At 70.5% G+C, this 23,735-nt stretch carries 20 protein-coding genes and 1 riboswitch; of the genes, 11 read left to right on the top strand and 9 right to left on the bottom strand.

Features of this window, described 5'->3' with window-relative positions; translation table 11 throughout:
- Positions 1-10 precede the first annotated feature (10 nt).
- The gene (locus DMP15_RS01060; RefSeq protein WP_337825353.1) at positions 11-415 is read left to right on the top strand and encodes a GntR family transcriptional regulator; all 405 of its coding nucleotides are present in this window, start codon (positions 11-13) and stop codon (positions 413-415) included.
- A gap of 159 nt (positions 416-574) precedes the next feature.
- Entirely contained in the window at positions 575-2,038 is a 1,464-nt protein-coding gene (locus DMP15_RS01055) for a helix-turn-helix domain-containing protein (protein WP_337825352.1), read from the top strand.
- Positions 2,039-3,979: 1,941 nt separating this feature from the next.
- Here the strand turns inward: DMP15_RS01055 and DMP15_RS01050 are convergent.
- Entirely contained in the window at positions 3,980-4,153 is a 174-nt protein-coding gene (locus DMP15_RS01050; protein WP_337825351.1) for a hypothetical protein, read from the bottom strand.
- A 535-nt stretch (positions 4,154-4,688) separates the two neighbouring features.
- Between DMP15_RS01050 and DMP15_RS01045 the strand changes: the two genes are divergently transcribed.
- The 7 genes from DMP15_RS01045 (at position 4,689) to DMP15_RS01015 (ending at position 12,486) form a co-directional block, all read left to right on the top strand.
- Positions 4,689-5,312, top strand: coding sequence for a maleylpyruvate isomerase family mycothiol-dependent enzyme (locus DMP15_RS01045; RefSeq protein ID WP_073575731.1), 624 nt, complete (start codon positions 4,689-4,691; stop codon positions 5,310-5,312).
- A 112-nt stretch (positions 5,313-5,424) separates the two neighbouring features.
- Positions 5,425-5,811 (top strand): hypothetical protein, encoded by a 387-nt coding sequence (locus DMP15_RS01040; protein ID WP_073575732.1) that lies wholly within the window; start codon positions 5,425-5,427, stop codon positions 5,809-5,811.
- Between the two features lie 250 nt (positions 5,812-6,061).
- The gene (locus DMP15_RS01035; RefSeq protein WP_073575734.1) at positions 6,062-8,386 is read left to right on the top strand and encodes a molybdopterin cofactor-binding domain-containing protein; all 2,325 of its coding nucleotides are present in this window, start codon (positions 6,062-6,064) and stop codon (positions 8,384-8,386) included.
- 10 nt (positions 8,387-8,396) lie between these two features.
- Positions 8,397-8,867, top strand: a complete 471-nt coding sequence (locus tag DMP15_RS01030; RefSeq protein WP_073575736.1) for a (2Fe-2S)-binding protein — start codon at positions 8,397-8,399, stop codon at positions 8,865-8,867.
- A gap of 385 nt (positions 8,868-9,252) precedes the next feature.
- A complete protein-coding gene (locus DMP15_RS01025) occupies positions 9,253-11,604 on the top strand; it encodes a xanthine dehydrogenase family protein molybdopterin-binding subunit (protein ID WP_073575737.1) in 2,352 nt (783 codons plus the stop codon).
- A 10-nt stretch (positions 11,605-11,614) separates the two neighbouring features.
- Positions 11,615-12,085 (top strand): (2Fe-2S)-binding protein, encoded by a 471-nt coding sequence (locus DMP15_RS01020; RefSeq protein ID WP_073575739.1) that lies wholly within the window; start codon positions 11,615-11,617, stop codon positions 12,083-12,085.
- An 83-nt stretch (positions 12,086-12,168) separates the two neighbouring features.
- Positions 12,169-12,486: a hypothetical protein gene (locus DMP15_RS01015; RefSeq protein WP_073575740.1), complete on the top strand. Its 318-nt coding sequence runs from the start codon at positions 12,169-12,171 to the stop codon at positions 12,484-12,486.
- Positions 12,487-12,549: 63 nt separating this feature from the next.
- Here the strand turns inward: DMP15_RS01015 and DMP15_RS01010 are convergent, their stop codons facing one another.
- Positions 12,550-12,864, bottom strand: coding sequence for a DMT family transporter (locus DMP15_RS01010; RefSeq protein ID WP_060713653.1), 315 nt, complete (start codon positions 12,862-12,864; stop codon positions 12,550-12,552).
- 19 nt (positions 12,865-12,883) lie between these two features.
- A riboswitch (guanidine-III (ykkC-III) riboswitch) is annotated at positions 12,884-12,950 on the bottom strand.
- 124 nt (positions 12,951-13,074) lie between these two features.
- On the opposite strand from DMP15_RS01010, the gene DMP15_RS01005 reads away from it, so the two are divergent.
- Complete coding sequence (locus DMP15_RS01005) at positions 13,075-13,713, top strand: LysE family translocator (RefSeq protein WP_073575741.1); 639 nt, start codon at positions 13,075-13,077, stop codon at positions 13,711-13,713.
- Between the two features lie 7 nt (positions 13,714-13,720).
- On the opposite strand, the gene DMP15_RS01000 is transcribed toward DMP15_RS01005, so the two are convergent.
- The 3 genes from DMP15_RS01000 to DMP15_RS00990 form a co-directional block, all read right to left on the bottom strand.
- Entirely contained in the window at positions 13,721-14,734 is a 1,014-nt protein-coding gene (locus tag DMP15_RS01000; RefSeq protein WP_073575743.1) for a YdcF family protein, read from the bottom strand.
- Complete coding sequence (locus DMP15_RS00995) at positions 14,731-15,573, bottom strand: CPBP family intramembrane glutamic endopeptidase (RefSeq protein ID WP_083658638.1); 843 nt, start codon at positions 15,571-15,573, stop codon at positions 14,731-14,733. The genes DMP15_RS01000 and DMP15_RS00995 overlap by 4 nt, the downstream gene beginning before the upstream one ends.
- 109 nt (positions 15,574-15,682) lie before the next feature.
- On the bottom strand, positions 15,683-16,669 hold the full coding sequence (locus DMP15_RS00990) for a DUF418 domain-containing protein (RefSeq protein WP_202417190.1): 987 nt from the start codon (positions 16,667-16,669) through the stop codon (positions 15,683-15,685).
- A gap of 538 nt (positions 16,670-17,207) precedes the next feature.
- On the opposite strand from DMP15_RS00990, the gene DMP15_RS00985 reads away from it, so the two are divergent.
- Positions 17,208-18,500 (top strand): NAD(P)/FAD-dependent oxidoreductase, encoded by a 1,293-nt coding sequence (locus DMP15_RS00985; RefSeq protein ID WP_073575746.1) that lies wholly within the window; start codon positions 17,208-17,210, stop codon positions 18,498-18,500.
- A 340-nt stretch (positions 18,501-18,840) separates the two neighbouring features.
- Here DMP15_RS00985 and DMP15_RS00980 read toward each other — a convergent pair whose 3' ends face one another.
- From DMP15_RS00980 to DMP15_RS00965, 4 genes are read right to left on the bottom strand one after another with little or no spacing between them, the layout of a single operon-like run.
- Entirely contained in the window at positions 18,841-20,358 is a 1,518-nt protein-coding gene (locus DMP15_RS00980; RefSeq protein ID WP_337825350.1) for an AMP-binding protein, read from the bottom strand.
- A complete protein-coding gene (locus DMP15_RS00975) occupies positions 20,355-21,323 on the bottom strand; it encodes a fumarylacetoacetate hydrolase family protein (RefSeq protein WP_073575747.1) in 969 nt (322 codons plus the stop codon). The genes DMP15_RS00980 and DMP15_RS00975 overlap by 4 nt, the downstream gene beginning before the upstream one ends.
- 9 nt (positions 21,324-21,332) lie before the next feature.
- Positions 21,333-22,262 carry an MBL fold metallo-hydrolase gene (locus DMP15_RS00970; protein WP_073575748.1) on the bottom strand — a complete coding sequence of 310 codons (930 nt, stop codon included), beginning with the start codon at positions 22,260-22,262 and terminating at the stop codon, positions 21,333-21,335.
- Entirely contained in the window at positions 22,259-23,692 is a 1,434-nt protein-coding gene (locus DMP15_RS00965; protein WP_073575749.1) for an amidohydrolase family protein, read from the bottom strand. The genes DMP15_RS00970 and DMP15_RS00965 overlap by 4 nt, the downstream gene beginning before the upstream one ends.
- Positions 23,693-23,735: the final 43 nt, after the last annotated feature.

Genomic DNA, 23,735 nt, shown 5'->3' with positions numbered 1-23,735 from the left:
CCTCACCGGCATGGCTGCGCCCGACTCCGAGCCCGACGACGCCGAGCCGCGCCACGCGAGCCATCGCGTCGCCGAGCTGCTCGCCCGTGACATCGACGCCGGCACCTACGGGCCGGGGGAGCGGCTGCCCTCCTACCGGCAGATCGCGACCGACCACGACATCGCCGTGAACACCGCACAGGCGGCTGTCCGGCTCCTCGTAGCGTCCGGCCGGGCCGTTGTGCGACCCAGCAGCGGCGCGTTCGTCGCCGACGAGCCGGCCGGGGCGACCCGGACCACCGCGGCGGGCCGGCTCGAACTCGCCGCGCTGCGGGACCAGGTCCGCCGGGCGAAGGCCACGCTCAACGACGTCGAGCGGACCATCGGCGAGATGCTCGACCGGGCGCCGGCGTCTGGTTCGGACTCGGGTTCGTAGTGCTCGTCTCGGTGCCATGAACCGAGAATCGAGTCTCCGGACACATGAGTCCAAGGACCCTCTGACCTACCCCGTGACCTGCTAGGACTACCAGGCATAAGCACTGGTCGGAGCCCGCGTCCGCGGGGCCGGCGCCCGAGAGGAAGGCGGAGAATTCTCGTGCCAGACGAGCCGTGGCTGTCGTCCCCCGCGTCATCGGAGCTGGAACTGAACACCGACCTGCTCGGCGAAGTCCTGCGCGAGTACCGCCGCGCCAACAAGATCAACCAGGCCGACCTGGCCCAACTGCTGCACCTGGATCAGTCCTACGTTTCCAAGATCGAGACGGGCAAGCGCCGGGTTACCGACATCGAGATGCTGTTGCGCATCGCCCAGCAGCTCAACATCTCGCCGGCCCGTCTCGGACTGTCGGACGAGCTGCTGCGGCCCGTGGCCGAGCCGTCGGACTCGCGGTTGGTCGGCGACGTCGACCCGGTCGCGGTGAGCCAGGAGAAGTGGCGCCGGACGCGCCGTGCGCTCAACCGGTCCCGCCGGGAGCTGGCCCAGCGGGCCGCCGACCTCTACCAACCCGATGTGCGGGTCGGGGACCTGACGTTCCTGGCGCTGCCGCAGTGGACGCCGGAGCGGCCGATCCCGCTCGACGACATCCGCCTGGAATGGAGCGACAACCCGCCCCCGGTCAGCATCACCGGCAGTGAGCCGGAGGCAGCGGCCACGCTGCCGCTGAGGGCACCGGGGAAGTCGTTCCCGCGCTACACCTCTGCCGTGCGCTACCTCGACCCGCCGAAGCTGTTCGAGAACCGCACCAGCTACCGCCTGCTCGACGTCGACCTACGCGACGATCCGCGGATGACGTTCGGGCTCGCGGCCTACTTCGACAAGCTCGACCTCGCTGAGGCGATCGCGCACGAGATGGCGATTGCCGCGGAGCGAGCGAGCAAGAAGCTCGACTGGAGTGAGCTGCCGTTGCGGGGGCTCATCGGGGACCCGTTCGACATGGAACGGCGCTACATCATCCCGGCCATCGAGACGCTCACGCTGCGCCGAAACCGTGATACCGGAGAGGCGACGTTCCTGCTGCACTGGCGGGACCCGGCGAAGGTCGCGACCTCAGCCGGCATCTACGGGCTGATTCCGGCGGGAGAGTTCCAGCCGTCGACCGTCGCAACCCACGATCGCGAGAACGACTTCAGTTTGTGGCGGAGCATGGTCCGGGAGTACAGCGAAGAGGTTCTCGGCGATCCCGAGAGGGATGGCAGCTCGGGGGAGCCGCTGATATACGAAGACTGGCAGCTCTACAACGACCTGGAGCGGGCGCGGCAAGATGGGCGACTCACGCCGTATTGCCTGGGGATCGGCCTCGACACTCTCACCTTGACCGCAACCGTCCTCACAGTCGTCGTATTCGACGACGATGTGTTCGATGAACTCTTCGGTGACGCCGTATCGGTCAATTCAGAGGGGTCACTCGTCAGCTCCTCCGATGTCGTCAATGTGACCGACGGACTCCGATTTGATGAAGTCAACGTGACCCGGTTACTGCGCGACGAGCCGCTCGCTTCGCCTGGAGCGTGCATTCTGCAACGAGCGTTCGACGCTCGAGCGGAGTTGCTGCGTCTGTAGCGTGAGCTGCGATGTCGACGACCGGGTCGACGCAGGTCATGGCACAGTTGGCTGCTCCCCGTTCGACGCGCGACCCTCCGGCTGGCCGGAGGAGTCCGATCGGTCCGGACCGGGGCCCGCCCTCTCTGGGTTTGCGGCTGGTCGTGCGGTCTCGACTGACGGAAGCTCGACGGGGCTCTCGTCATCGCCCGACGTCTGTATGAGCTCGGTAAGTCGGTCAGCGATCGCGATTTGCTCTGCGCTCGCCCGGTGCAGCTCTCCGGTGTGCAGGCGGACCCAGGGGGCCCGGGAAGCATCGCGAAAGAACATGACCGCGGCAGTATTGGGATAATGCTTGTCGTATTGCATGAAATTGTTCCTCGCCTCTTTGCCAGTGGGCATTAGGTAATGCAATGCATGCAAAAGTCGCAGACTTGGTTCTTCGTCCCACATGACAACCGTAAATACCGGACTCTCTGACGTATTAAATAGGCGCACAGAGTTCGGGCCGGAAAACGAGGTCGCGCCCCGGCCATCAGGTCTAACGATGCGCTCGCGCGTACGGAGGCCAGGTATATAGAACGACACTCGCGACGCCTGCGCGCGTTCTTCGGCTTCGCGAGCATCCGCGAACTGCTGTCGCTGAAGATCGAGCGTAGCGCGCTGGTCGCGCTGAGTCTCCTTATTCGCGTTTGCAGCACGTCGCGCAAATATCAATGCGGCGAGAGCGATCAACGCAGTCGCAACACCCGCGGCTGCGCTGACGCATTCCGGCGCGAGCCCGAACAAGGTCGGCTCCGCAGTCGGTGCGGGGGCCGCCGGAACGTCCGGCATCGGCGCGGGGACTACGACAGCCGACGGTTCCGGGCTCGGCGGCAACGGCGGGGCAGCAGGGGTCACACCGACGTATCTGCCGAACCCTGCTCAGTCGTTACGTTGCGCGGCACGACCCGCACCGTGGTCGCGCTCATCGGTCGGAGTCCTCGTTTCGAGTCGTGTGTCGGGTCGTGGACGCTGCTCATAGCTCCTAGGAATATCGAGGTCCTCACAGGCATGAGTGTGAGACCATGTCGAGAAGCCTCCGGCAAGGGGGCGCCGCGCCCCGGGGAGGTGCCAGGTCTGATGGCGAACGAACCGACGCACCTGGTGGTGCGGGCGACCCACCTCGGCTCCGCTATCGACTTCGAGATTGGACCGGATACTTCCCCTGCTGATCGTGATCTTGCAGATCGTCTGTACAAGAAGATCACCGGTCGTGGCCGGGCTGGACGAGAGATCGTGGAGTGTAGAGAGCACGACGACAGCAGTGACCCCGAACTCGTCTCCCGCCGGGACTCGGACGGCCGCGTCCGTGGGATCTACATCTACTTAAAGAAGTTGCACGAGGGGACCCCAGCTGAGCGCTGGGTTGTCGTTCACTTTGATGGCCGCGCTAAGCATCACTTGCCGAGTGGCGAGAGTGCTGAGCATCGACGCGAGAAGGACGAGTTCTGCACTGCCGCTGACGCAGTCGGGTATGAAGCGCGACAGGAGGAGCCTCTTCCCGGCGGAGGAACGGCGGACGTCCTGATCCGAGGCCCTATTAGAAGTATCGACGTTGAGGTTCAGCGGAGCCATCAAACGCGCGCGACCGCGCTGCATCGCACTCGACGAAATCGGTCTGATCTAATTGAGCCGATCTGGTCTTCGGATCGAATCACCGAATGGAATCGCGACAACGCTGTTGCGAATATTCGCACGAACGGCCTTCCGGAAGGACATTCACCTCGTGACACTTGGCTAGTCGTGGGTGGGGTTCGGGATGTTCTTCCCGAGCAGTGCAGTCCGCGTATCGGTGGGCAATGCTCGAAACTCGGTCGCGGACGTTTCTGTGGTGGATGGCATGCTCGCCTCCGGCCGCCCGAGAGGGCTCTCCGGGTCTACGAAGTCGTGGAGCGGGCTCCCGCCGACGATCTGGTAAGGCTAAATGCCGGTCGCCGGCACGGTTTTCCACTGGTTACCCCGGCTCACCGTGACCTGTGGATCGAGCTGGAGTCGACCGAGGCGGCGGTTCGAGTACCAGAGCAACGACGCGGAAGGGCGCCGATCCATCGTGCCGAACTGCGCAGTGGTTTCGGCGCTGTCATCGATCGGCACGCGCGAGAGGCTGTGATCTCATACGGCCCCCGCTGTACACGGTGTGAGTCGCGCGACACAGTCCCAGTCCTATCTCGTGGCTGGTACTGCGCCGCACACAAGCCGACGGATATTGACTAGTCGCCTGCAAGGCGGAGGTACATGCCCGCCTACGGACATGATCGAGGCGACCTAGAGAGTCTGGAAGGCCGCGTTTCGGGGTTGTTCGGCGAAGCGCGCGGGCTGCGCTGCCCCAGCGAGCCTGGTTGCATTCCCGGTTGCAGTTGTTGGTGCTCGTTCTTCGCCGCAGGCTAAGGAGAGTGCTGGCTGTAGTGGTCGGGGGTCATGGACGTTCCCGGCTGAACGCCCGTGCTCCGTCCTCGAAAGCGCGTGAGGTTCACGCCTCCGTGGGTTCAAATCCCACCGCTACCGCTGGTCAGAGGGCCGGATCCCCGAGTCGGGGGTCCGGCCCTCTGTCGTCGGGCCGATGAGTCCACGGCCGCCGGGCGGTCCCCAGGAGCAGCCGACCATCCGCTCGACGCCCGGGAGGACCACCGTGACCGAGGTCTGGAAGCTCGTCCACTCCGAGCGCGCCGCGCTCGTCGCCGACCTGCGGGACGTGTCCGGCGACCGGTGGGACACGCCGTCGCTCTGTCCCGGGTGGACCGTCCACGACGTGCTGGCCCACCTCGTCGACACCGCCCGGACGACCCGGGGCCGGTTCGTCGTCGGCATGCTGCGGGCGCGCATGGACTTCGACCGGCAGAACGAGCACGGGCTCGCCCGCGCACGCGGTGCGACGCCGGACGAGACCCTGCGCCGGTTCGCGGAGTGCGTGCCGATGACCGCCACGCCGCCGGCCCCGCTCGCGACCCGGCTGGTCGAGATGGTCGTGCACGGGGAGGACGTCCGTCGTCCGCTCGGGATCGTCCGGACCTACGCCCCCGCGGCGGTGGCCGGCGCGCTCGCGCTGCAGATCCGGACCTCCACCTCGTTCGGGGGTGCCCGCGAGACCGTCGCCGGCATCCGCCTGTCGGCCACCGATACCGGCCTGGTGGTCGGCAGCGGCCCGGAGGTGCGGGGGACCGCGCTGGCCCTGCTCCTCGCGATCTCGGGCCGGCCGCCGGGGGGCGACGCGCTCACCGGTCCCGGGGTGGAGGCACTCTCGCGGGCGGAGTGAGCGCGTCCCGTCTCCGACCGTGGTCCGACGGCGTGGATCATTCCCGGCTCCGATGTGGCCGACCCTCGTCCGGCGCGACAGTGGGTGCACACCCCGACACGAGGAGCTGGAGATGACCACGATGACCACCACCCCGCACGACCACGCGACCCCGGAGTCCGCCCGCCCCGGCGACCCGGACGCCTACCCCGTCCTCACCGTCCTGATGCTGATGCTCGGCGGCTTCGTACTGCCCGTCGTCGGCTGGCTCGCCGGTGTCGTGATGCTGTGGACCGGTCGCTCCTGGACGGTCGGGGAGAAGTGGCTCGGCACCCTGGTGTGGCCGGGCATCGTGGCCGTCCCGGCGCTGGTGCTGGTCGCCGGCTTCGTGGCGACCCCGGAGCCGGGTGCCGGGCACTGGGCGATCGTCGTCGCCGGGATCGTCGGTGTCCTGGGTGCGCTGGTCGTCCTGCCCTGGACCTTCGTGAAGCTGCTGCGCGCCGGTCGGCGTACCCACTGAAGTTGGTAGCGACGCTCGCTCGAACAGGTGAACGGAATATCGGGCGCACAACCTCCTGATTCGGACCTGTGAGACACATCGCATCCGCATCTGCGGGTATGTTCGGCCCGATTATCGGCGTTGTGCGGATCTCAGTGGGTTCCGTGGGTCACATCGCCGAGCGCATCACGACCACTGCCCTCTCGTTCCGCTCTCCAACGGACTCCGCCGGCCGCTCCCCCCGGGCCACGGAGCGAAGGAGAGGACAACGATGTCTGCCCCGACACGTGCACGCACCGAACGCCGCGATGTCAGCCGTCGCCGATTCCTCGGCTACCTGGTCGCCGCACCCACCCTCGTCGTCGCGGCGGAGGTCGGCCGCCAGCAGCTGTTCGCCCCGCCGGGGGCCTCGGCCGCCGCGATCCCGTCGCCGCCCCAGGTGGCCGACGCCTACGACCTGCTCGACGCCGTCCGCGACTCCTCCCGGCCGACCTCGGCCCTGATCCGGGTGGAGGTGAACCGGGACGGCACGGTGTCGTTCCAGCTCCCGCGGTCGGACAACGGGCAGGGGATCATCACCTCGACCGCGATGATCATCGCCGAGGAGATGGACCTCGACCCGGACCAGGTGACGGTCACCTTGGCCGACTCGCGTCCCGAGCTGGTCTTCAACCAGCTCACCGGTGGCTCCAGCACGACGTTCTCGACCTACACCCCGATCCGGGTCGCCGCGGCGATCGCGAAGGGCCGGCTGCTCGACGCGGCCGCCGCCCTCCTCCAGCAGGACGTGGGCACCCTCACCAGCCGCGCGGGGCTCATCACTGGCGCCGGGGGCAGCGCGATCCCGTTCGGGGAGCTCACCGAGGCCGCGGCCGTCGACGCCACCCGCTCGGTGGAGGTGGTGCTCAAGCCGCGCGAGGAGTTCACGGTCATCGGGACCGACAGGCGCAACGCGCAGGCCCGCGACATCGTCACCGGCCGCAAGCAGTTCATCGCCGACATGAAGATCCCCGACGCGCTGCCGACGGTGATCTGCCGCGGCCCGAACCTGAACTGCGCCCCGGTCTCGGTCGCCAACGCCGACGAGGTGCGCTCCATGCCGGGCGTCACCGACGTCGTCGAGTGCGCCACCGGCGTCGCCGTGCGGGCACACACCTACGGCCAGGCCGTCGACGGTGCGAACGCGCTGCGCGTGCGCTGGGACGCGGGCACCGTCGAGGGCGAGAACGACGAGTCCGTGCTGCAGAAGGTACGGGCGGCCGAGCTGCCGCTGGCGGTCCCGTCGGTGCCGGGGGAGACCGTCGAGGGCGACTTCACCTTCTACTTCCGCAGCAGCTCGGCCCTGGAGACCAACACCGCGATCGCCGACGTCCGGGACGGCCGGTGCGAGATCTGGACCTCGCTGAAGATCCCGATCACCGTGCAGCACGACATCGCCGAGCAGCTCGGGCTGCCGGTCAACGCGGTCACCATCCACATCGTCCCGGGCGGCGGCTCGTTCGGCCGTCGCCTCTTCGGCGACGCGGCCAAGGAGGCCGCCGAGATCTCCCAGAAGCTCGGCAAGCCGGTCAAGCTGATCTGGTCGCGCGCCGACGACTCCCGCCAGGGCCGGGTGCACCCGATGGCGACCTCCCGGATCCGGGCGGTCGTCGCCGGCGAGTCCGTCGTCAGCTTCGAGCAGCGGCACACCGGTGTCAGCTGCGACTTCGGGCACGGCTTCGGTGACGCCGTCACCGCGGCCGCCGCGAAGGCGCCGCTGGGCCAGGTCTCGGTCGCGGAGGCGATCTGGGAGCTGACCCAGGCCACGCCCTACGACTTCGGCGCCCAGACCCGGGTGCTCAACGAGGTCGACATGCGGTTCAACACCGGCTCGATGCGCAACGTGTACTCGCCCGACGTCTGCACCGCGCGCGACCTGATCGTCGACCGTATCGCGGAGAAGATGGGCAAGGACTCGTACGAGTTCCGCCGCGAGTTCCTCCGCAACGACGCGATGCGCGCCGTGCTCGACAAGGTCGCCGAGGAGGGCGACTGGGGCCGGTCGATGCCCGACGGCACGGCGCAGGGGATCGGGTTCCACGTCGAGTACAAGGGCTTCGCCGCCTGCCTGGTCGAGATCGACTGCCGCCCGCAGACCGTGGACCGTAAGGTCCGCCAGGCGCGGACCGGCCCGCGGGTGACCAAGGCGGTCTTCGCCGTCGACGGCGGTCTGGTCATCAACCCGCTCGGCTTCAAGGCACAGATCATGGGCGGGATCAACGACGCGATCGCGATGACGCTGACCTCAAGCCTGCACCTGGTCGACGGTCACTTCCTCGAGGCGAGCTGGGACAACTACTTCTACACCCGGCAGTGGAACACCCCGCTCGACCTGCAGGTCCACCTGGTCGACAACGGCCGGCCGGAGCCCGGTGGGGCCGGCGAGTTCGGCGTCGCCCCGACCTGCGGGGCGATCGCGAACGCCTACGCGCGCGCCACCGGCCGGGTGCCGGACCACTTCCCGATCCTGCACCACGAGCCGCTGCCGTTCGAGCCGTACCCGACCGAGCCGCCGATCCCGCCGTCGCCGACCAACGGCCTCGACTTCGTCCGCTGAGGAGACTGACATGCCTTCCCACACCTTCACGGTCAACGGTGAGAAGGTCACCGTCGACGTCGAGGACGACGTCCGGGTCCTGTGGGTCCTGCGGGATCTGCTGGGCGTGACGGGACCGAAGTACGGCTGCGGGATCAACGTCTGCAAGGCCTGCACCAGCCACATCAACGGCAAGGCGTTCAACCCGTGCTCGGTGCCGGTGGGCGCCCTCTCGGAGTCGGACGAGATCACGACGATCGAGGGTCTGGCGAAGGGCGAGGAGCTGCATCCGATGCAGCAGGCCTGGATCGACAACGACGTCGCGCAGTGCGGCTACTGCCAGCCTGGTCAGATCATGGCCGCGATCGACCTGGTCAAGCGGTGTGCGGCCGAGGGCCGCTCGATCGACGACGACGCCCTGGACGAGATCCGCAACATCTGCCGGTGCGGGACCTACAACCGCATCCGCGAGGCGATCAAGGCCGGCGCCGACACCATGTGACGGCGCGCGCCCGCCGCACCGGGACCCGGGCGGCGGGCGCAGCCCCTTCGGCCGAGACCCGGTCCAGGTTCGGGCCCTCTCCACTGGATCACCCGTACGAGTGGTCTGTTCGCCGGGAGAGCAACCCCATCCTGCGGAACTTGTGGCGGCAAGTCATCCGCATCTGCGGGTAAGGGGACCCTGAGCGCCAGGTCGTTGACCTGCGAATCATTGGATCTCCGACAGTCCGACCAGCGGATTTCCCTCTACGTGTGCCACGCGTACCGACGCGTATCCGTCGAATCAGGCACGTCGTTGATCGACCGAAAGCCCCGCAGTCGTCCCCCGCTCCCCGCACCGGACGTCGCATCGGGCGCGCACCGCAGCACATTCCGAGAGGACAACGATGCCCGCTCACAGCGCCACCGCCCCCGAGCGCCCGGCGTCCGGAGACGACCGCAAGAACGTCAGCCGCCGACGGTTCCTCGGCTACCTGGTCGCCGCCCCCACGCTGGTGGTCGCGGCCGAGATCGGGCGCCAGACCTACTTCCCGGGCGTCCCGCAGGCCAACGCGGCCGCGATCCCGTCGCCGCCCCTGCCCGCCGAGCTCTACGACCTGCTCGACGTCATCCGCGACTCGGCGCGCCCGACCGCCAACCTCATCCGCATCGAGGTCAACCGCGACGGCACCGTCTCGTTCGCGCTGCCGCGGTCGGACAACGGCCAGGGCATCATCACCTCGACGCAGATGATCATCGCGGAGGAGATGAACCTCGACCCCGACCAGGTGATCGTCACCCTGGCCGACGCCCGCCCGGAACTGGTGTTCAACCAGCTCACCGGCGGCTCGACGACCACGTTCTCCACCTACACCCCGATCCGGGTCGCGGCGGCGCTCGCGCAGAAGCGGCTGCTCGACGCGGCCGCGAACGAGCTGCGCCAGGACGTGAACGTGCTGCGCAGCCGTCAGGGGCTCATCACCGGCAACAACGGCGAGCAGCTGCCCTTCGGGGAGCTCACCGAGATGGCCTCCAGCGCGGTGAACGAGGCCGTCGACGTCGTCCTGAAGGACCGCGAGGAGTTCACCGTCATCGGCACGCCGCGGACCAAGTCCGACGCACGCGCCATGGTGACAGGGAAGAAGAAGTTCCTCGCCGACCTGCAGATCCCGGACGCGCTGCCGACCGTCATCTGCCGCGGCCCGAACATCAACTCGGCCCCGCAGGGTGTGCGCAACATCGACGAGGTCCGGAACATGCCCGGCGTCACCGACGTCGAGCAGGTCCCGACCGGCGTGGCGGTCCGCGCGAAGACGTTCGGGCAGGCCGTCGACGCGGTCAACGCGCTGCGTGTCGACTGGGACGGCGGCACGGTCGAGGGCGAGAACGACGAGTCCGTGCTGGCGGCCCTGCGCCGTGGCGAGCTGCCGCTGGCCGTGCCCCAGGTGCCGGGTGAGACCGTCGAGGGCGACTTCACGTTCTACTTCCGCAGCAACTCCGCGCTGGAGACCAACTGCGCCATCGCCGACGTCCGCGACGGCTCGGCCGAGATCTGGGGACCGTCCAAGTCGCCGATCGCCGCGCAGGCCGAGATCGCCAAGAAGCTCGGGATCGCGCAGAACGCGGTCACCGTGCACGTCACCGAGGGCGGCGGCTCGTTCGGCCGCCGGCTGTTCTTCGACGGTCTCGAGGAGGCCGCCGAGTGCTCGCAGGCGTTCGGCAAGCCGGTCAAGCTCATGTGGACCCGCTCCGACGACTCCCGCCAGGGCCGCACGCACCCGATGGCCACCACCCGGGTCCGGGCGCAGGTCTCCGGGGAGAGCGTCTCGAGCTTCGAGATCCGCCACACCAGCGTCGCCACCGAGATCAACCCCGGCCTGTCCGAGGCGATCACCGCCGCGGCGAACAAGGCTCCGGGCGGCAACTACACGATCTCGCAGAGCATCTACCTGACGACGCAGACCAACCCGTACAACGTCGGCGCTGCCACCTCGCTGCTCAACGAGGTCGACATGCGCTTCAACACCTGCTCGATGCGCAACATCTACTCGCCCGACACGGCCACGGCGCGCGAGCTGATGATCGACCAGGTCGCGGCGAAGATGGGCAAGGACCCGTACGAGTTCCGTTCGGAGTTCACCAAGCTGACCCGCTGGAAGAACGTCGTCGACCGGGCCGCGCAGGAGGCGGACTGGGGCAAGTCGATGCCGGAGGGCACCGCCCAGGGCATCGCGATGCACGTCGAGTACAAGGGCGTGGCCTGCGCCGTCGTCGAGCTGGACTGCCGCCCCGAGACGGTGAACCGGAAGATCCGTTCCGCTCGCACCGGCCCGCGCGTCACCAAGGTCACCTACGTCGTCGACGTCGGCCTGATCATCAACCCGCGTGGTCTCGAGGCCCAGATGATGGGCGGGATCAACGACGGCATCGCGATGACGTTGACCTCAGGCCTGCACCTGGTCGACGGTCACTTCGTCGAGGCCAGCTGGGACAACTACTTCTACACCCGGCAGTGGAACACCCCGCCGGAGATGAACATCGTGCTCATCGAGGACTCCGAGGCCCCGGAGCCCGGCGGCGCCGGCGAGTTCGGCGTGGCGGCCACCTGCGGCGCGATCGCGAACGCCTACGCCCGGGCGACCGGGAAGGTCCCGACCGAGTTCCCGATCCTGCACAACGAGCCGCTGCCGTTCGAGCCGTACCCGACCGTCCCGCCCGTCCCGCCGTCGCCGACCAACGGCCTCGACTTCGTCCGCTGAGGAGACTGACATGCCTTCCCACACCTTCACGGTCAACGGCGAGAAGGTCACCGTCGACGTCGAGGACGACGTCCGGGTCCTGTGGGTCCTGCGCGACCTGCTCGGGGTGACCGGTCCGAAGTACGGCTGCGGGATCAACGTCTGCAAGGCCTGCACCAGCCACATCAACGGCAAGGCGTTCAACCCCTGCTCGGTGCCGGTCGGCGCCATCTCCGAGTCCGACGAGATCACCACCATCGAGGGGATCGCGAAGGGCGAGGAGCTGCACCCGATGCAGCAGGCCTGGATCGACAACGACGTCGCGCAGTGCGGCTACTGCCAGCCTGGTCAGATCATGGCCGCGATCGACCTGGTCAAGCGGTGTGCGGCCGAGGGCCGCTCGATCGACGACGACGCCCTGGACGAGATCCGCAACATCTGCCGGTGCGGCACCTACAACCGCATCCGCGAGGCGATCAAGGCCGGCGCCGACAACATGTGACGCCGGTGCGGCGTGCTCCGTACGCCGTACCGCACTGGGCCGTTAGTGTGAACGGCCTGCTCCCCAACCGAAGGACGGATTCGATGAAGAACCGGATGCGCCGCTCACTGATCGCCGTCGGCGCCCTCGGCGCCGTGGCGTTCCCGCTGGCCGGCATCGCCGCGGCCGACGAGGACCGCGACCACGGCTACCCGAGCACCCAGAGCCCGACGCAGGGCCTCGACGCCGTGCTCGAGACCTCCGACACGTTCGGCTACAGCTTCCTCGACGCCGCGGACACCTTCTCGCCGAACAACCGGCCGGACGGAGTCAACGGCACCGACACCGAGATCCCGCAGGCCGACCCCCGCTTCGTCGAGGGTCCCGTCGGTGGGCTGCTGAAGGACGGACCCTTCGAGTAAGGGGCTCCCAGGCGGCGGGGCCGGCACCTCTCACGAGGTCCGGCCCCGCCGTCGTCTCCAGCCTCAGTGCAGGACCTTCAGCCCCACCACACCGGCGACGATCGCCAGCAGACACAACAGCCGCGCCGTCGTCGCCGGCTCCCCGAGGGCGGCCATGCCGTAGAGCGCGGTGCCGACCGCGCCGATGCCCACCCACACGGCGTACGCGGTGCCGACCGGCAGGTCGCGCAACGCCAGGGCCAGCCCGCCCATGCTCAGGGCCAGCGCGCCCGCGAACAGCAGCGACGGGCCGAGCCTGCTGAACCCGCGGCTCTGCGACAGCGCCGCGGCCCACACCGTCTCCAGCACACCGGAGACCACGAGGTAGATCCATGCCATGACGAGCTCCTCCCGGAAGGATGCGTCGTCTTGGCGTTCCGGGTACGGCGCGTCTCGTCCGGGGAGCCGCCGGGTGGGCGGTCCGGTACCAGGATGGCGGACCGCCGGGCCCGGGTCGAGTGATGGTGACCGGTCGGACCGCCGCGCACCGCCCCGACGCTGATCGGGAACGGGCTCGACACCGGAGGCCGGCCGGCGGACGCTTCCGCCGTGGACCATCGACTCCTCGCGTTCGCCGCCGCCGCGGCGGTCGTCATCGTCATCCCCGGACCCAGCGTCGTGTTCACCGTCGGCCGCGCGCTCGCGGCCGGCCGGTCCGCCGCGCTGGCGACGGTCGTCGGCAACGCCGTCGGCGTCTTCCTGCAGGTGGTCGCGGTGGCGGTGGGCCTCGGGCACCTCGTCGCCCAGTCCGCCGCGGCGTTCACCGTCCTGAAGCTGGTGGGCGCCGCCTATCTGGTGTACCTGGGGATCACGGCGTTCCGGCACCGGCACGACGTCGTCCGCGCGATGCAGCGCTCGGCCGGTGACGCCCGGCAGGTGGGTCCGGCCCGCAGCGTCGTCGACGGTCTGGTGGTCGGCGTGCTGAACCCGAAGTCCGTCGTCTTCTTCGTGGCGTTCCTGCCCCAGTTCGTCGACGCCCGCGGGCCGGTCGTCACGCAGATCCTGCTGCTGGGGGCGTTCTTCGTCGCCATCGGTCTGGTGCTCGACAGCGTGTGGGCCCTCGCCGCCGGATCGGCCCGGGCCTGGTTCGCGTCGTCGCCGAGGCGGATCGCGGCCGTCGGCGGTGCCGGTGGGCTCGCGATGATCGGGCTCGGCGTCGGGGTGGCGGCGACGGGGTCGTCGCAGTAGCCGGCGGCTACCGGTCGAGGCCGACCAGGACCCCGAGGACGACCAGTGCGAGGCAGATCGTGCCGTTCAGGACCGGGTGCTCGGCGAGGATCGCGACGAACTCGCGCAGGGTGGCGCTGGGCCAGTAGTAGCGGGCGGTCGGCGAACCGACGACCTGGCCGTTCACCCCGGCCCGGCGGGCGGTGAGCGCGGCCCGGAAGGCGTGGAAGTTGTTGGTGACGACGGCGCACCGGTGGTCGGGCGCCCGCTCGGTCATCAGCGCCCGGCTGAACACGAGGTTCTCCCGCGTCGTCCTCGACCGGTCCTCCCGCAGGATCCTCTCCGACGGCACACCGCGGGCCACGAGGTAGTCGGCCATCGCGACGGCCTCGGCGACCGGCTCGTCGGGACCGCGCCCACCGGAGGTCACCAGCATCGGGTCCCCGCCCCGCTCCCGCTCCTGGACCCACAGCGCCACTCCGCGGTCCAGACGGGCGGCGAGCAGCGGCGGCACCGCACCCCGGATGAGACCCGACCCGAGCACCACGACGAAGTCGACCCCGGGTCGGACCTCCATCCGCCCGTAGACGAAGGAGTAGGCCAGCAGGCTGCACAGCAGGAGGCCGAGGTGGGCCGCGAGCAGCAGCGTCACGTAGGTGACCGTGGTCAGGAACCGGTTCTCGAGCTGCAGCGTGAGCGGGACGAGGACCACGACCGCGAGACAGGCCAGACCCGCGAGCAGCGACAGCAGGTTCGCCGGCCGACGCCCCTCCCGCCGCATCATCACGACGCCGTTGACGAGCAGGAACCCCGTCAGCACGAGCACGAACACGATGAGCAGCGCCGCGACCAGCGCCGTCACGAGGTCGACGACGCCGACGTCGACCCGGGGGATCGCGGCGATCGACGCCATCAGGAGCAGGACCACCGTCGTCCCACCGGCCACGGCGTTGCGGAACCGCCGCCGTTCGACGAGCACGCCGACGACGCACAGCGTCGCCGACAGTGCGGCCAGGGCCGACAGGACTCCGGCAACCGTCACCGGGCCACCTGCGGGCGTTGCGGGGCGGGGCGACGGCGACGGAGCCACACCGCGACGACCACGCAGCACACGATCGCGAACAGGACCGCGACGTCGACCGCGGTCGACCCGGTGTCCCGGGCCGGGGCGGTCGGGTCGGCCTGGATGTTCTGCACCACGTCCCACACGGTGTGGAAGGAGCATGCGGCCCACAGCCCGCCCCGGCCGAGCGAGATGACCCCCAGCAGGGCGCCCAGCGCGACGGTCGTCGCCACGTAGACGACGGTCGCGCCCGAGTTGAACGAGTGGCACAGACCGAACACGACGGAGCTGAACGCGACGGCGGCGCCGCTGCCGAATCCTGTGCGCACCGCGCCGAGCAGGTAGCCGCGGAACAGCAGCTCCTCGGTCGAGGACTGGAGCGCGGTGGCGGCGAGCACGAGCACGACGGCGAGCACTCCCGGGAGCGCGGTGGCTCCCTCCGGTGTCGGTCCGCCGCCGCCGCCGTCGTCGCCGGCGGCGAGCGCACCGGCGACGGAGGCCACCGCGAGGACCAGCAGCGCCAGCAGTCCCGCACCGAGCACCGCCCGGGCCCGCCGGCGGACGGGGACCCCGAGATCCGACAGCCCCCGGCTCTCCCGCAGCCGCAGCCACAGCACGAGCAGGACCAGCGACACACCGAAGGGGACGATCAGCTCGGTCGCCTGCCACAACCGCATCCCGTCCGACGGGGGCGCCGGTGGACGCACCGCCGTCCAGAGGAACTGGCCTGCGAACACCGCCGCCACGACGACGGCCGTCGCCACCGCCGCGCGCCCCCAGCGGCCGTCCACACCCTGTCCGTCGTCCTGGCCGGTCATCGGTCCTCCTCGCCGCGACGACTGCGTGCCCGAGCCGTGAGTGTCCGATCATGGCGATTCGTCCACCGGTCCGACGAGAGGTCCGCACGTCCGTGTGACCGCCGTCGGCTCATCTCATCCGAGCGGGTGACCACCAGACGATGCTGCGCCACAACCACTCCACCGGCCCGTACCGGAAGCGCCGCAGCCACCAGCGGCTCGCGACGACCTGGACCACCAGGATCGCGGCGGCGAGCGGGAGCAGGGCGCGGTACCCGCCCGGGCCGGAGAACGCCGGGGCCGTGGTCAGCAGCACGACCATCAGCGTCGCCGTGAGGTAGTTCGTCAATGCGAGCCGGCCGAGCGGGGCGAGCACGGACGACGCCCACGGCCCGAACCGGGACGCCGTCAGCAGCACCAGTGCGCTCGCGTACCCGACGGCCACGGCGAGCCCGGCGGTCGAGGACACCCGGTCGAACCCGCTGTGCTCGATCGTGTCGACCTGGATGCTGAGCAGCGGCACCGCGACGACGACGGCCCCGGCCAGCACGGCCGTCCACACGGCCCGGTTCGGCGCCGCCATCCGGTGGTGCAGGCCGTAGCGGGCGGCGGCGAGACCGAGCAGGAACAGGCCGGGCACGAGGAGGAGTCCGCCGCTGGTGAACGCGAGCGCCACGCCCGTCGCGGCCGCGCCGCCGAGCGCGATCACCGGCCGCGGTAGCCAGGAGGCCGGGAGGAGGACGACGACGCCGACGATCGCGTACGGGAGCAGCGCCTCACCGGGCTGCAGGAGATGGTGCGCGGCGCCGAGCACGCCGAGCACGAGCAGCCGGCGCAGCAGCACGAGCCGTGGCCGGGTGGTCCGCCGGGCGGCCGCGTCCAGGAACAGGGCGGTGCCGAGCCCGAACAGAAACGAGAACAGCGGGAAGAAGCGCTGGTGCGCGGTGAGCTCCAGCCACTGCGGCAGGGTGCCGCTCCAGGACCCCGCGGCGGGCGGCAGCCCGGCGATCGCGGGCATGTTGACGAGCAGGATCCCGCACAGGGCCAGCCCGCGGAGGGCGTCGAGGGCGTCGACCCGGCCGGGCGCGGTGGTCGTCGGATCCGGGGGAACGCTCACGTCTGTTCGCTGCACCGGTTCAGCGTGGCGGCCGTGCAGAGCTCGCGGATCGGCCCGGAGGCCGGTTCCGCCTGCGGGGCGTCGTACTTTCGGCCGGGACCGTGTGATGCCAGGCCCGGGCGATGTCGGCATCCCGTGTCGCGCTACGACGGTGGCAGTTCGACCTGACAGACCCTGTGGCGGCCGGCGCGCGTCCGCTGGACGGTGCACCCGTCCGGCGACGGGACGTGGCGGCCCGACCGGGCGGACTCCGAACCCGCCCCGGTCCCCGTCCCGACGATCGCGTGGGTCACCCGGCACATCGACGGGTGGTGGTCGGTGACGCTGGACCAGATCCTGTCGAGGGGAGTCACGCCGGCCGGGCGACCCCGTCGACCTGCGGAGACCTCAGTCCGAAGGGCGGTCCGGTCGGCACTTCGGCACGTACTCGGCGGATCTGTGCTCGGCAGCATCCCGCGGGCCACCGCGCAGATGTGGGTACATGTCTCCCCCCGGCGCGGGACGGCAGGCGGTTCGCACGTCCCTACCGTCTCGATCCATGGCCGACGTCGATGTCGTAGTTGTGGGTGCGGGTATGGCCGGAGTGGTCGCCGCGCGGACCTTGACCGCCCGAGGGCTGTCCGTCGTGGTGCTGGAGGCCGAGAGCCACACCGGCGGCCGCATCCGCACCGAGCGACGCCCCGGTCTTCGGTTGGAGCACGGCGGCATCTTCCACACCCACGGCTACCGCGCGATGGCGCAGCTCCTCCGGGAGGTCGGTCTCGACGGGGAGACGGTCGCGATCCCGACCGGGTTCCACACCGCGCTGCGACGCGGCGGCACGTGGCATCACGTCGACTACGGCTCGGTCCCCGGCCCGCTGCGGACCTCCGCACTGTCAGTCAGGGACAAGGTCTCCGTGCTCAAGGCCGCCGGCCCGATCCTGGTGTCGCGACCGAAGGACCTCGGCGACCTGGTCTCCTTCGCCGGGCGGGACTCGCGTGCGGTCACCGACGGGCTCACCCCCACCGCGGGAGGCTGGTTCACCGCAGCTCCGCACGAGTTCCTCTGGGGCGTCACCAGCGACCAGCTGTCGGCGGCGATGCTTGCCCTGCAGCTCCATGTCTTCTCCGGCCAGCTCCGCGAGATCGCCGGCGGCGCCGACCGCCTTGTCACGACGCTCGCCCAGGGACTCGACGTCCGCCACGACACACCGGTCGACCAGGTCGAGGACACCGGCGACGGCGTCGTGGTCCACGCCCGCGGCGAGCAGATCACCGCGCGACGCGCCGTGCTGGCCTGCCCGGCCGACGTCACGGCCCGCATCTGGACGCAGGCACCGGCGCCGGTCGCGGCCCACCTGACGATCCCCTACTCGCGCATCGACTACGTCTACCTCCGCACCCGCGAGGCGATCTCACTGACCGCGCAGGGCCGCCCCGTCGGGATGGAGGTCGTCACTACCCCCGAGGTCGGACAGGCGACGATGGGCGGCATCTACCTCGCCAACAGCTGGGCCGAGGAGGGTGGTCTGCTGCTCGTCACCGCGGCCCGTCCGGCACGTGCGGAGGACCTCGACGACACCGAGCTGGCCGACCGTCTTCAGGTCGACGTCGAGAAGTACCACCCCGAGGTCGTCGGGCAGGTCACCGACCGCGTCGTGATGCGGCACCAGCCCTACACCCCCACCTTCGGCCCGGGCACCGTTCGTCGTCTCGCCGCCGCACGTGCGGTTCTGCCCGCCGGAAACGTGGACCTGGCCGGGGACCACATGACCGCACCGTGGGTCGACGGAGCCATTCGTAGCGGACAGCAGGCGGCCGAGCGGATCACGGACCACCTCGGCGCATAGGCGGCGCTCGGCGGTCATCAGGGAGGTGACTGCCGGTGCGGGGTGTGCTCAGTTCCTCCCCCGTCCCTCGTACCGGCCGCCCTACTCGTCGTGGGGGCGGGGGGCAAGGGCGGCTCAGCCATCGCGCCGCGACGCCGGAGGCACCCTCGCACCGGTCCGGCGACGGGACGTGGCGGCCCGACCGGGCGGGCTCCGAGCCCGACCCGGTCCCGGTCCCGGTCCCGGTCATCGCCTGGGTCACCCGGCATCGGCTGGTGGTGGTCGGTGACGCCGGTCCTCCTCCGTAGCCGGACGCCGCGGGACCGCACCGCGGTTCCGGTGTGGTCGAGCGGGATCGTGGTCACCGGAGCAGGTAGCGCTGGACCTTCCCGCTGGGGGTGCGGGGCAGGGAGTCCACGACGTGCACCTGCCGTGGATAGGCGTGGGCCGAGTACCGGGACCGGACCATGTCCTGCAGCTCGGTGACGAGGTCGTCCGGAGCAGTGACACCGTCCACCAGGACGACGTGGGCGACGACGATCTGACCACGCACCGCGTCGGGGGCGCCGACGACGGCGACGTCGGCGATCAGTGGATGGGTGGCCAGGACGCTCTCGACGTCGACCGGGCCGATCCGGTATCCGGCGGCGAGGATGACGTCGTCGTCACGGGAGGTGAAGAAGAAGTACCCGTCCGCGTCGACCTTGCCGATATCGGCTGTCAGGTACCAGGCGGCGTCGGTGGTGAAGCGTTCGGCGGTCCGCTCCGGGGCGTCGACGTACCCGGTGAACCACATCAACGGGCTGTCGGTGGCGAGCGCGATCTGTCCATCGACGACCGCTGCCCGGAACCCCGGCAGCGCCCGCCCCATCGAGCCGGGCCGCACCGGGGCGCGGACCTCGTCGTGCCAACCGTTGACGATCACCATCCCCTGTTCGGTCTGCCCGTAGTGATCGCGGATCTCGACGTCCAGGGCGTTCTTTCCCCAGGTGGCCACGTCGGGGGTCAGCGGTTCGCCCGCGGAGGACGCCCGCCGCAACCGCACCGTCGGCGTCGTGGTCGCGCGGCTCAGTGCGCGGTACACGGTGGGGGCCGCAGCGAAGTTGGTGACGCCGAAGCGTTCCAGCACCGCGTACGTGGTCTCGACGCCGAAGCCGGCGTCGAGCAGGAGGTTCCGCCCGCCGATGGCCAGCGGGCCGAGCACGCCGTAGTAGAGCCCGTACGCCCAGCCGGGATCCGCGGCGTTCCAGAACACGTCGTCGTCGGTGACGTCGAGTCCGAAGACCATGTAGGAACTGAACGCCGCGAGGGCACGGACCGGGACCGGGACCGCCTTGGGGTGTCCTGTGGTGCCGCTGGTGTAGAGCTCGACCAGCTGGCCGTCGCCCCCGACGGCCACCCGCCCGGTGACGGGCTCGGCGGCATCGAGCTCGGCGTCCAGACGCGGCCCCGCCTCCAGCACGGTCCGGCCGTCGAGGGCGTCGAGCTTGGCACGCTGGGCCGGCTCGGTCACGATCACACCGACGCTGCTGGCCTCCACCCGCATCTCGACAGCGGGGGCGGCGAACGCGGTGAACAGCGGTACGTGGACGGCACCGAACCGCCAGATCGCCATGAGCGTCACCACCAGCTCGATCCGCTTGCCCATCAGCACCGCCACCCGGTCACCGGCCCGGACCCCGTGGGTGGCCAGGACCGCGGCCATCCGGCGGGACCGGTCCGCCAGCTCCCCGTAGCTCAGGTCGCGGCCGGCGAGGTCGGCGTCGACCAGGGTGAAGGCGATCGCGTCGGGATCGTGCCGGTCGCACAGCAACCACGCCGCGTCGGCGTCGGCGGCACCGAAGGTCGCCGACCAGGTCTGCTCGTCCGTGTGGGTCACGGGGTCTCCCTCCGGGTACGTGGACGGGGCCGGGCAGGTCGGACGTCCGGGCACGTCGGGCCCGCGACGACTCGGTTGCGGATCGACCCGATCCCCTCGACCGTCATCTCGACGACGTCACCGGGGCGCAGCGGCGGCGGGTCGTCCGTCCCCCGCAGACCCCACAGCTCCGCGAGACAGCCACCGTTCCCGCAGGTCCCCGAGCCGATGACGTCCCCGGCCCGGATCTCCGTCCCGCGTGAGGCATAGGCCAGGAGCTCCTCGAACGGCCAGCCCATGTTCCCCAGCAGGTCGTGCCCGACGAGCGTGTCGTTCAGCGTGACCGACATCGCGAGGTCCAGGAAGCCGTGGGCGTCACGGTGCTGTTCGACCTCGTCGGCGGTGACGAGCCACGGTCCGAGCGTCGTCGCCGAGTCCTTGCCCTTGACCGGTCCGAGCTGTACGCGCATCTCCCGGCTCTGCAGGTCGCGCGCCGACCAGTCGTTGAGCACCGTGTAGCCGAAGACATGGCCCCGGGCCTGCTCGGGTGTCAGCGAGCGTCCGTCCCTGCCGACGACACAGGCGACCTCGAGCTCGAAGTCGAACCGCTCGCTGCCCGGTGGCACCGCGACGTCGTCGAACGCGCCCACGACGGCGTAGGGGTTGGTGAAGTAGAACGTCGGGGCCTGATACCACTCCGGCGGCACCGCCGCCTCGGCGGTGACCGCGCGCAGCACGCCCTCGACGTGCTCCTCGAAGGCGACGAAGTCGCGGATCGTCGGCGGGGCGATCGGCGGCAGCAGCCGGACCTCGGACAGCGGGACCGGCGCCGTGGACAGCGCGGACGCGCCCGCCTCCAACGCGGCGGGCAGACCGGCGTGGACCAGGTCCAGCACGGTCCTGCCGTCGGGCAACGCGTGCAGCCCGACGTCGGTGACGACGCCCGACCGGACGACGCCCTCATGTGACCAGGTCGCGAGACGCATCTCTCCTCCTCAGGCGAAACAGCGGATGGGGCCGCCGTGGAACGCCGTCATGTCCTCCCACACGGCGCCCAGGTCGAGCCGGGTGCCGGGCGGGTCGCCGTCGAGCTCGCTGTAGGCGCGGTACAGGTTGCCGACGAGTCGCTCGGCCTCCTGCCAGTCCCGGTAGGGGTCGTCGGCGACGGCACGTGCGGCCTCCAGCGGGGGAGTTCCCGCGGCGTGACCCTCCCTCGCGACGGCATCGACGAAGCGGGCGTAGCCCTCCAGATCGTCCAGCAGACGGCCGACCTCGGCTCCACGGCACACCGGGCCGTGCCCCGGTACGAGCACCTCGGCGTCGAGTGCACGGAGCTCCTCGAGTGCACGGAGGTACCCGGCGACGCTGCCCTCGACGAGGAAGGGCTGGCCACCGGCGAACGCGATGTCACCGGCGAAGACGACGCCGTCCTCGGGGAGCCGGACGACGATGTCCCCACGGGTGTGGGCCGGTCCGACCGGTATCAGCTGCACCGGCCGGTCACCGAGGTGCAGGGTCATCGGGCCCGCGAACGTGACGTCGGGCGGGCGGATCTCCTGCCGCCCGTAGTCCGGGCCGGGTAGCAGCCGGGCGGCGACGAGCCCCGCGGCCAGGAGGTCCTCGCGGCAGTGCTCGTGGGCGAGGATCGGGGTGTCCGCCTCCAGGAGCCAGTTGCCGAAGGTGTGGTCCCCGTGGTGGTGGGTGTTGACCAGCGTGAGCGGGCGGCCCGGTGCCACCTCCGCGACCACGGACAGCAGCGCTCGGTTCCGGGTCTCCGTCGAGGTCGTGTCGACCAGCAGCGGACGATTCGGCGTGCCCAGCACGACACCGGTGTTGTTGATCATCCAGCTGCCGTCGGGCTGCACGTAGGCGAAGACTCCGGCCGCGACCTCGACCAGGTCCGCCCGCTCGATCGCGCGGCTCATCGGCCGACGGCCCTGCGATGCTCGGCGAAGACCGGTTCGAGCGCGTCCCAGGCACCGGGTGGTGTGCCCGGGAGCGTCCCGCCGCCGTCGGCGATGCGGCCGAGGAGGGCGTCGACCGCTGCGTCCGCCCGACGACCGAGGTCCACCGCGTCGAGATCGACGAGCACGCCGTCCCGCTTGACCACCCGGCCGTCGACCAGCACGGTCCGGACGTCCGCGACCGTCGTCTGGAACACGAGACTCCCGTAGGGGTCCGTCCGCGGGTGCTGCTCGAGTGCGTCTCCGCCGACGAGCACGAGATCCGCCCGCTTGCCGGGGGTGAGCGAGCCGATGCGGTCCCCGAGCCCCATCGCCTCGGCCGCGTTCACGGTGGTCCACCGCAGCGCGTCGGACGCCGGTGTGGTGACGACGTCGGGCATGCGGCCGGACAGGTTCAGCGCGTGCGTGGCGTCCCACCGGTCGAAGCCCAGGCCGAACCGCATCTGGTGCCAGAGGTCGCCGCTGTTGAGGCTCGTGACGTCCGCGGACAGGGTCGGGGCCAGGCCGTGACGCCGGCAGGCCTCGAACACCGGCCGTCCCATACCCATGTTGAGCTCGGTCTCGACCGAGATCGACACCTTGCCGCCGGACCGCACGAGCGCGGCCCACTCCTCGCCGGTGAGTGCGTTGCAGTGCACATGGACGATGTCCGGGCCCAGGACACCTGCGGCGTCGAGCTCGAGGACCCCACCGGTGATCGAGCTGCCCCACACGCATCCGGTGTGGTTGACGAGCAGGGCGCCGTACTCGCGGGCGACGGCGAACTCGTCGAGGGTCGCCTGCCAGGGCACTCCGAAGACCTCGTTCAGCGAGACGCCGAGGGAGAGCAGGCCGTCGCCGTCGCGGAACCAGGTGTCGGCCAGCCGTCGGAAGTCCCGGAGACGGTCCGCGTGGGTCCCGAACCGGGAGCCCCCCGGCGAGCTCTCGAAGAATCCGTGGCAGTGGGCTGCCCGGATGTGCGCGTCGCGCAGGCCCTGCACCGCCGCGTCCGAGTGGTCGGGGGTGTTGTTGGTGTGCGAGAAGTCGAGCAGCGTGGTGACACCGGCGCTGAGCGCGTCCGCGGCACCCACCAGCTGGCCCAGCCGGACGTCGTCGGGGGTCATCGCCGGTGAGATCCCCAGCCTGATGCCGAAGTAGTAGTCCCCGAGCGGCCAGTCCGCACAGATGCCGCGCACCAGCGACTGCCAGGTGTGCCGGTGGGTGTCGATCAGTCCCGGGAGCACGATGTGCCCGGTGGCGTCGATGACGTCGACCCCGTCGGCCTCCACGACGGGAGCGACGGCGACGATCTCCCCGTCGGAGATCAGGACGTCGCCGGTGGGCAGGTCACCGATGGCGGGGTCCATCGAGATCACGTGCCCGCCGGTGACGAGGGTGCGACCGGATGCCATGGGTGCCTCCACGTCTTCGGGGGAGCCGGCCCCGGTGGGCCGA

The sequence above is a fragment of the Pseudonocardia sp. UM4_GMWB1 genome (assembly GCF_017312155.1).
Taxonomy (GTDB): Bacteria; Actinomycetota; Actinomycetes; order Mycobacteriales; family Pseudonocardiaceae; genus Pseudonocardia; species Pseudonocardia alni.
Note: the sequence above shows the minus strand (reverse complement) of the source record. Positions and strands in the feature narration are given on the sequence as shown.

What these genes read in the sequence shown, in the direction of transcription:
- DMP15_RS00995 (WP_083658638.1), bottom strand. Translation starts at nt 15,573, where the DNA reads ATGACCGGCCAGGACGACGGACAGGGTGTGGACGGCCGCTGGGGGCGC.
- DMP15_RS00985 (WP_073575746.1), top strand. Translation starts at nt 17,208, where the DNA reads ATGGCCGACGTCGATGTCGTAGTTGTGGGTGCGGGTATGGCCGGAGTG.
- DMP15_RS00975 (WP_073575747.1), bottom strand. Translation starts at nt 21,323, where the DNA reads ATGCGTCTCGCGACCTGGTCACATGAGGGCGTCGTCCGGTCGGGCGTC.
- DMP15_RS00970 (WP_073575748.1), bottom strand. Translation starts at nt 22,262, where the DNA reads ATGAGCCGCGCGATCGAGCGGGCGGACCTGGTCGAGGTCGCGGCCGGA.
- DMP15_RS01010 (WP_060713653.1), bottom strand. Translation starts at nt 12,864, where the DNA reads ATGGCATGGATCTACCTCGTGGTCTCCGGTGTGCTGGAGACGGTGTGG.
- DMP15_RS01060 (WP_337825353.1), top strand. Translation starts at nt 11, where the DNA reads ATGGCTGCGCCCGACTCCGAGCCCGACGACGCCGAGCCGCGCCACGCG.
- DMP15_RS01035 (WP_073575734.1), top strand. Translation starts at nt 6,062, where the DNA reads ATGTCTGCCCCGACACGTGCACGCACCGAACGCCGCGATGTCAGCCGT.
- DMP15_RS01020 (WP_073575739.1), top strand. Translation starts at nt 11,615, where the DNA reads ATGCCTTCCCACACCTTCACGGTCAACGGCGAGAAGGTCACCGTCGAC.
- DMP15_RS01015 (WP_073575740.1), top strand. Translation starts at nt 12,169, where the DNA reads ATGAAGAACCGGATGCGCCGCTCACTGATCGCCGTCGGCGCCCTCGGC.
- DMP15_RS01025 (WP_073575737.1), top strand. Translation starts at nt 9,253, where the DNA reads ATGCCCGCTCACAGCGCCACCGCCCCCGAGCGCCCGGCGTCCGGAGAC.
- DMP15_RS01030 (WP_073575736.1), top strand. Translation starts at nt 8,397, where the DNA reads ATGCCTTCCCACACCTTCACGGTCAACGGTGAGAAGGTCACCGTCGAC.
- DMP15_RS01040 (WP_073575732.1), top strand. Translation starts at nt 5,425, where the DNA reads ATGACCACGATGACCACCACCCCGCACGACCACGCGACCCCGGAGTCC.
- DMP15_RS00965 (WP_073575749.1), bottom strand. Translation starts at nt 23,692, where the DNA reads ATGGCATCCGGTCGCACCCTCGTCACCGGCGGGCACGTGATCTCGATG.